Origin of the sequence: Actinoplanes sp. NPDC048791 (genome assembly GCF_040650095.1) — a bacterium.
Taxonomy (GTDB): Bacteria; Actinomycetota; Actinomycetes; order Mycobacteriales; family Micromonosporaceae; genus Actinoplanes.
The window spans coordinates 1-7,469 of the sequence record NZ_JBEZGQ010000365.1; the positions used below are offsets into that span (position 1 = coordinate 1).

At 71.6% G+C, this 7,469-nt stretch carries 10 protein-coding genes; all 10 read right to left on the reverse strand.

Translation table 11 applies throughout. The features are described from left to right. Positions 1-444: MerR family transcriptional regulator (locus AB0C29_RS24475; protein WP_360824233.1), on the reverse strand; the 444-nt coding region annotated here is incomplete at its 3' end. Further along, positions 425-1,297 carry a hypothetical protein gene (locus AB0C29_RS24480; protein WP_360824236.1) on the reverse strand — a complete coding sequence of 291 codons (873 nt, stop codon included), beginning with the start codon at positions 1,295-1,297 and terminating at the stop codon, positions 425-427. The genes AB0C29_RS24480 and AB0C29_RS24475, both read right to left, overlap by 20 nt. Further along, entirely contained in the window at positions 1,294-1,641 is a 348-nt protein-coding gene (locus AB0C29_RS24485) for a hypothetical protein (protein WP_360824239.1), read from the reverse strand. Before AB0C29_RS24485 ends, AB0C29_RS24480 begins: the two co-directional genes overlap by 4 nt. Before the next feature lie 588 nt (positions 1,642-2,229). Then, positions 2,230-2,598, reverse strand: a complete 369-nt coding sequence (locus AB0C29_RS24490; RefSeq protein WP_360824242.1) for a hypothetical protein — start codon at positions 2,596-2,598, stop codon at positions 2,230-2,232. Between the two features lie 204 nt (positions 2,599-2,802). Further along, the gene (locus AB0C29_RS24495) at positions 2,803-3,354 is read right to left on the reverse strand and encodes a GNAT family N-acetyltransferase (protein WP_360824245.1); all 552 of its coding nucleotides are present in this window, start codon (positions 3,352-3,354) and stop codon (positions 2,803-2,805) included. Beyond that, the gene (locus tag AB0C29_RS24500) at positions 3,354-4,019 is read right to left on the reverse strand and encodes a dipeptide/oligopeptide/nickel ABC transporter ATP-binding protein (protein WP_360824248.1); all 666 of its coding nucleotides are present in this window, start codon (positions 4,017-4,019) and stop codon (positions 3,354-3,356) included. The genes AB0C29_RS24495 and AB0C29_RS24500 overlap by 1 nt, the downstream gene beginning before the upstream one ends. Then, the gene (locus AB0C29_RS24505; RefSeq protein ID WP_360824251.1) at positions 4,016-4,975 is read right to left on the reverse strand and encodes an ABC transporter ATP-binding protein; all 960 of its coding nucleotides are present in this window, start codon (positions 4,973-4,975) and stop codon (positions 4,016-4,018) included. Before AB0C29_RS24505 ends, AB0C29_RS24500 begins: the two co-directional genes overlap by 4 nt. Next, entirely contained in the window at positions 4,972-5,823 is an 852-nt protein-coding gene (locus tag AB0C29_RS24510; RefSeq protein WP_360824254.1) for an ABC transporter permease, read from the reverse strand. Before AB0C29_RS24510 ends, AB0C29_RS24505 begins: the two co-directional genes overlap by 4 nt. Continuing rightward, positions 5,816-6,805 (reverse strand): ABC transporter permease, encoded by a 990-nt coding sequence (locus AB0C29_RS24515; protein ID WP_360824257.1) that lies wholly within the window; start codon positions 6,803-6,805, stop codon positions 5,816-5,818. Before AB0C29_RS24515 ends, AB0C29_RS24510 begins: the two co-directional genes overlap by 8 nt. Then, on the reverse strand, positions 6,802-7,469 hold a 668-nt coding region (locus AB0C29_RS24520; RefSeq protein ID WP_360824261.1), incomplete at its 5' end, for an ABC transporter substrate-binding protein. The genes AB0C29_RS24515 and AB0C29_RS24520, both read right to left, overlap by 4 nt.

Below are 7,469 nucleotides of genomic sequence, written 5' to 3' on the forward strand. Positions count from 1 at the left end.
GGCGGTGCCGATGGTGAGGAACGGGATCGGGCAGTCGGCGCAGGTGCAGTTGGTGAGGCTGTCGCACCGCGCGTCGACGACCTCGGTCAGCGAGGTGCGGATGGTGGCCAGGTCGGCGATCTTCTGGTCGATCTCGGCGATCTTGGTGATGGCCCGCTCGCGCAGGTCCGGGCTCGGGTGCCGGCGCCGGCCCGCGTCGAGCAGGTCGGCGACCTCGTCGAGGGTGAACCCGAGCCGTTGCGCCGCCTTGATCACGTTCAGCAGGGCGACGGTGTCGGGTGGGTAGAGCCGGTGCCCGCCGTTCGAGCGGTGCGGTTCGGCCAGCAGCCCCCGGCGTTCGTAGTACCGCAGCGTCTGGATGTTCACGCCGGCCTGTTCGGCGACCTCACCGGTGCGCAGCCCGGCGGGCCGGGCGCTCAGTTCGTCACGACCGATCTGCTGCATCACGGACCTCCGTACCGGGCAGGCCGACGACCGCGGCCAGCATGCCTGCGGCTTCGCCGGGCATGCGGACCTCCAGCCGCAGGCCGGTGCCATCGACAACCAGGGTGTAACTGCCGAACGAGCAGCACCGGTACTCCGCGGCGGCGAGCCGGGCCAGGGTGCCGGCGAGGTCGATGTCGAACGGGAACCGCAACGCCACGCCGCCGGGTGTGTCCGGAAGCGGGTCGCGGCCTTCGACGCGGGTGAGCACCTGCTGCCACACGCCGATCCGGTCGTGCGTGTCGCCACCGTCGGCAACCAGGTCACAGGCCAGCGCCGCCGCGCCAGAAGTGGGCTCGTGCGGGAAGTGGTACGTCGTGCCCGCCGCCACGAGGGCGGTCGTGCAGCCGCAGTCGTCCCCGCACGGCCCGGCATGCGTTGCGTCCGTCAGAGCGACCGACACGGCCTGCAGCCGGGCCGCCTCCTCGGTCAACGACGCGCTCCCGTCGAGCGTCGTAGCCCAGCCGGCGGTGCCCGGGCCGGCTTCGACGGCCTGCCGGTTGTGTTCGGCGATATCGGCCTGCACCTGGCCGAGCCGGGCGGTGATCGCGGCTGCCAGCCGCTGCTGGGTGCTGACGCAGTCGCCGGCGCGCCATGAGGCGGCCAGCGTCGTGAGCGTGCCGGAGTCGAGGCCGAGCCCTTCGGCACCGGCCAGCATCCGCGCGGTGCTCGCCTCACCGGGCGGGTACCCGACCCGGTCGCCGTCGCGGTGGGCCGGTGGCAGCAGCCCGGCCTCGGCGTAGTGGCGCAACCGCTCGACGGGCACGTCGGCGCGGACGGACAACTCGGCCAGGTCCAGCAGCGCCCCGGTCATGACCTGCGCCCTTCTGCGATCGTGCCGGCCCGGTCGGTGAGGGATGCCAGCACGTCGGCGTACTGCGCCGGGACTTCGACATCGAGGATCAGCGCCTCACCCTCAGCGCCGGGCTCGGGCGTCACCGTGAAGGTGAAAAACGAACAGCACGCGGTCTCCCGGGCGGTCAGATCCCGTACCGTCGCTCCCAGCCCGGCCGGTCCGGTCAGCCGCAGCCGGGCCCGGGTCGGGCCGACCCGGTCGGCCCGGCGGACCGCCGTGGCGAACAACGCATCGAACTCGGCCAGCCGCAGCGGCCGCTCAGCCGTCGGCAGCGTGCAGGCGTCAGGAATAGCGATGGACATCGCAGGCTCCTCGAAGCAGTGATCCGGCGTCCCACCGACACCGTCCACACGACGGTAAGCCTGTACCCGGGTACCGGATGCAAGAGCCGCGTCAGAATGTGGCGATGCTGGCTGTCTTGCCGGCCCGTCCGGTGCTCTGCCGACCACTCCCCTGACCTCGCTCGAGGCCCAGTTCGATCATTGGCGGCGTAGCGACAGCGGCCCCCGGCGACGGATGCCGACGAGCCGAAGCGCGCATCGGTCAACACGTCAGGTGCCGGGTGGGCGACCGGACCCGGCGCGGCGCCGGCCGGCAGCCCCGTCAAGGGTGGAGAGGATCTGAGCTTGTTTCTCGCGCGATGTGGCATGCGGGGCGGTCGGGCCGATCGGGCCGCGGATCGCCGAACGCCTTGCGCACGCGCCGATCGCTCGATGATGCGACCTGATACAGGTGCACGAGGCAGTGCCTGAACAGATCTCGCCATGGTCGATGGCGGTCCGGCGGGCGGTCACCACGAGGTTTGACGCGGCCGTTCGCCGATGTTGTTCACGCGACCCCGGCACACCCGTCGGCGACGGCTCAAATGGTCGTGCGGTGGCGCACGACGATCAGCGGGGCAGCCGGTGTCGCAGTGCGCGGGTCTGGACGAGGGTTCGCACGCTGCAGCCGATGCGGATCAGGCTGCCGGCCATCGCGATGACCGCGAGGGCTCCGGTGAGTGCGGCGGCATGCGCGGCGACGCCGATGACGAGCAGGTCACCGGTCAGGGTCAGGTTGAGAACAGTTGCCATAGCGGTCAGGGCGCGGCCGGGTCCGGCCTCTGGTAGCCGGCGCATCAGTCGGCCGGTGGTGGCGACAGTGCCGGCGGCGGTCGCCAGGGCGACGGCGATCAGCGGGATGACGGGGATCGCAATGAGGAGCGCGATCAGGCCGGTACGCCACGGGTCGGGGCGCAGCAGCAGTAGTTGAGTTTGCACATCGCTGCCGCATCCGCGACCGGTCCGCCCACCTGACATCCTTATTGCAAACTATTGGCAACTACGGCAGGATGGCGTTTGTTCGGGGTAGGTGTTGCTTGGCCGTGACCCGTCACCGCGGACATGGGGTGTGGCGTCGACACCGCACCGTCTGGGACGGGGTGTCCCGGCACCGCGATGATCCTCGCGCCGGGACGCCCCGCCTCAACCCGCAGCTTGCGGATGCTGTGGTGCGAGAAACACGACGATGTCGTTGCCGGCATGCGGCAGCGGGTCGACTTCGTGCCAGCCCATGCGCTGGTAGAACGCCACAGTGTCGGTGGCATGGCGCGCGGTCAGCAGCCAGGCCCGGCTCTGGGGTGCGGTCTGAGTGATCAAGTGCAGCAGGCGCCGACCCAGTCCCCGCCCACGTGCGGTGGGCACGACGGCGAGTTCTTCGACCTCGAAGGCCTTGTCGAGCAACAGCTGCGTACGGTCCGGACCGAGGTGCCTGACGACCCGGGGATAGGCCCGCTCGTCCGGTAGCGGGATGCGGGTGAGCCAGCCGGTTGCGAAACCGTCGACCCGGGTGCCGGTGCGGGCGACGACCGCCCGGAAGCCGTCCCGTCCGGCGTCGTTGGTCAGCCGCTGCCGGAATGCCTGCGCTGCTGCGGTGTCCTCGTACCAAGGTGGGGCGCTGAACACCTGCGCATAGACGCCGGTGATCTCGTCGAGCAGAGTCGGCGGCAGGAGCGGGCCGGTGTAGGTCTCGAGCATCAGCGGGCGACGGCCGACAGGTCGGCCAAATCGAGCGTGCGGTCAGCCCAGCGTGTCATCAGCGCGGGGTCGTGGGTGACGATCAGGACGCCGGCGTTGTGGCGTTGCTGGTAGTCGGTGATCACAGTGGCGATCAGCGCCTGGGTGGCCGCGTCGAGCATGGTGGTGGCCTCGTCGCAGAGCAGGTAGTCCGGTGTGTGGGCAAAGGCCCGGGCGAGGCAGGCGCGTTGTAGCTGGCCGTCGCTGACCGCGTGTGGGCGGCGGGTCAGCAGGTCCGCGGTCAGTCCGACCGTGTCGGCGAGTTCGGCGATCCGCCTGGTGACGGTCTCACGCGGCTGTCGGGCGACGCGCAGGGGTTCGGCGATGAGGTCGGCCAGCGACAGCCGGGGATCGGCGGCAGCGCGGGGGCTCTGGAACAGCACACCGATGCGGGTGCGGACGGCGGCCGGGACCGCGTACCGGGTGCCGGTGATCGCCGTGCCGTCGATACTGATCGTGCCGGCGACTGGGCTGTGCAGAAGGGCCAGGACTCGCAGCAGGGTGGACTTTCCCGTGCCGGACGGTCCGCGTAGCCCGACCGTCTCACCCCGCCCGACGCTCAGCGACACCCCGTCGAGGACCCGGCGGCGGCCGTACGCGACGGTGATGCCCTCAGCGGCGATCACCGGCGGTCCCCGATCGGGTGGTGGCAGGCCAGCTGGCCTCGCTGGTCCGGTTCGGGGCCGGGCTGGCTGCCGCAGTCCTGGCGCGCACGGGTGCAGCGAGGCGCGAAGGCGCAGCCGGCCGGGAGAGCGGTCAGCATCGGTGGGTGGCCGGGGATCGGTGTGAAGGCGCGGTCGGGCAGGGCGTCGAGCAGGGCGTGGGCGTACGGGTGCCGGGGGCCGGCGAAGAACTCCGTGGCGGGTCGGTGCTCGACGATACGGCTGGCGTACATGACTGCGACGGTGTCGGCGACGCGTTCTGCCGCGGCCAGGTCGTGGGTGATCAGGATGACGGCTGATCCTTGGTCGCAGCGGGCCCGCAGCAGGTCCAGGGTGCCGTCCATCAGGGGGCGGTCGAGGCCCGAGGTCGGTTCGTCGGCCAGCAGTAGCGGCGGATCCGGGGCCAGCGCCAGCGCGGTGGCCAGGCGCTGGGCCATGCCGCCGGAGAGTTCGTGCGGGTAGAGGTCGAGGTCGGCCGGGGTGAGTCCGACTCCGGCGGCTACCGCCTCGGCGTGCTTGCGGGCCTGGCCGTGGGCGCGCAAGGTTTCTTCCAGTAGATGCCGGCCGGTGCGTACCGGGGTCAACGCCGTTGCCGGGCTTTGCGGGACGAGACCGATGCGGCGTCCTCGGACCGTACGGGCCAAAGTCTTCTCGTCGGCGGCGAGCAGGTCGACCGGTTTGTCGCCGCCGCGCAGCACGGCCTTGCCGGTGACTGTGGCGTTGGCCGGCAGGAGACCGAGCAGGGCGTGGGCCAGGACGGATTTTCCGCAGCCGGACTCCCCCACGACGGCCAGCAGCTCGCCCGGCGCCACTGCGATGTCGATGTCGGTCACGGCGTGCACAGTGGCATCGGGCAGCCGGAACCGGACGGTCAGGTCGCTGATCGCCAGCAGCGAGGACGTCCGCACGGTCGTGGTCACAGTTGCAGCTCCGCCCGTACGCGGGGGTCGAGGCGGTCGCGCCAGCGGGCGACGACCGCGGCCAGGGCCAGGGTGACGATCACGATGACCAGGCCCGGCATGAGGCTGGCCCACCAAGCGCCGGTCAGCAGCGAGCCCTGACCGTCGTTGATCATGTTGCCGAGCGAGGCCAGGTGCGGCGGCAGGCCCAGGCCGAGGAACGACAGGGCGGTCTCGTGCCAGACGGCGTGCGGGACCATCAGCGTGGTGGCAAGGGCCAGTTTCGGTAGCACGTGCGGCAGCAGGTGCCGGGTCAGCACCCGCAGCCGGCCGGCGCCGCCGCTGATGGCGGCGTCGATGAACGGCCGGGTGCGCAGGCTCAGCAGCTCGGAGCGCACGATCCGGGCGGTGGACAGCCAATGGGTCAGCCCGACCGACAGGACGACCGCTCCCAGGCTGGGCCGCAGCATCGCCACGATGAAGATGCCCAGCAGCAGGTGCGGCAGCGCGGCGACGGTGTCGACGATCCGCATGAGCAGCCGGTCGACCGGGCCGCCCAGCGTGCCGGCGATCCCGCCGACGACCCCGCCGATCAGCGTGGCGACCAGGGCAGCGACGACTCCGACGAGCAGCGAGACCCGCAGGCCGTACAGGGTGCGGTGGGCGACGTCGCGGCCGAGGTCATCGGTGCCGGCCGGGTGCGCCCACGACGGCGCCAGCCGCGTCTGGGCGAGGTCGACCGCGCTCTGATCCAGCGGCCACAGCACGGGTGCGAGCAGGCAGACGGCCACAGCCGACACCAGCACGGCGGAGGCCACGGTGATGGCGGGTCGCGGCATCCGGGTACGGCGCATGGTCAGCTCAGCCATCGAGGCGCACCCGGGGGTCGGCGGCGGTGTAGGCAAGGTCGGTGAGCAGGTTCGCGGTCAGCACCACGGCGGTGGTGGCCAGGGTGACCGCGGCGAGCAGCGGGAAGTCGCTGCCCAGGGCGGCCTGCACGGTGACCGCGCCCAGGCCGGGCAGGGAGAACACCGTCTCCACGAGCACCGCACCGCCGACCAGCTCGGGCAGGTGCGTGCCGATCAGCGTGAGGAAAGGCAGCAGAGCGGTCCGCAACGCGTGTCCGAACAGGACCGTCCGGCCGGGCAGACCGCGGGCTCTCGCCGCGAGGACATGGTCGTCGCGCAGGCTTTCGGTGACCGAGTCGCGGACGAACAGCAGGAACCACGGCGCCTGCGAGATCGCCAGCACGCCGACGGGCAGGATCAGGTGCCATGCGACGTCGGCCGCGGTGGTCGTGGTGGCGGTGACCTCGGTCAGGCCGCCGGCGGGCAGCCAGCCCAGGGTCAGGGCGAACACCGCGATCGCGGCGAGACCGAGCCAGAACACCGGCATGGCCTCGACCGCGTAGGCCGCGGCCCGCAGGCCGCGATCGAAAAGACCACCCCTGCGGTACGCGGCCAGCGTGCCCAGCACGAGGCTGGTCACCAGGACGAGGGCCAGGGCGGTACTGACCAGCAACAGTGTCCAGCCGGCCCGTGCGCCGAGGACCGCGGTGACCGGTTCGTGGCGGCTGGTCGACCAGCCGAGGTCGCCGCGGAGCAGGTTGCCGGCCCAGCGGGCGTACTGGACGGGCAGTGGGTCGTCGACGCCCCAGTTCGCGCGGATCTGGTCGAGGTTCTCACTCGTGGCGGTGAACGCCGCCGCGCCGGCGTACTGCTTGGCCGGGTCGATCGGTGAGGCGGCGCCGAGCAGGAACATGCCGATGCTGGTGGCGATCAGGACGGGAATGGCGACCAGCAGCCGGCGGCGGATCACCGCACCCGCGCCGGCGATCCCGCGTCGGTTCACGTGCGGGTCCAGGTGTTGATGTTCCACCACAGGCTGTTGGCCACGTCGTGTTCGTGCGCCTCGACCCGCGGGCTGACTCCGGTGATACCGGCCTTCACCACATAGGTGTGCTTCAGATAGGTGAGGAACACCCACGGCGCATCGGTGGCCAGTTGCTGCTGGAACGTGGCGTAGGCGGCTTTGCGCTTGGCCGGGTCGGCCTGGTCACGGCCGTCCTGCAGGGCCTTGTCGGCGATCGGGGATTTGTAGCTGCCGGGGTTGAAGTAGCCCTTCGCGGCGAACTTCGACCCGAACAGCTTGTAGGAGACGAAGTCCGGATCGTACGGGGTGCCGAACCCCATCAGCAGTGCGTCCTTGGTGATCCGGGTGTCGATGGCGTCCCAGGTCAGGCCCTCCGGGCTGACCTTGATGCCGATCTTCTTGGCGTCTGCCGTCACGGCCAGGGCGAGTTCCTTGCGCAGGCTGTCGCCGGCCGGGTACATCAGCGTGAACGCCCCTTGCTGGCCGGCCTTGGCCCGGATCCCGTCCGCGCCGGGCGCCCAGCCGGCCGCGTCGAGCAGCGCGCCCGCGGCCGCCGGGTCGGACGATGGTTTGCCTGCGGCCGACGGGTCGACGTACTCGGAGGTCGGCGGGACGGGCCCGAACGCGGGTTCGCCGGCTCCGG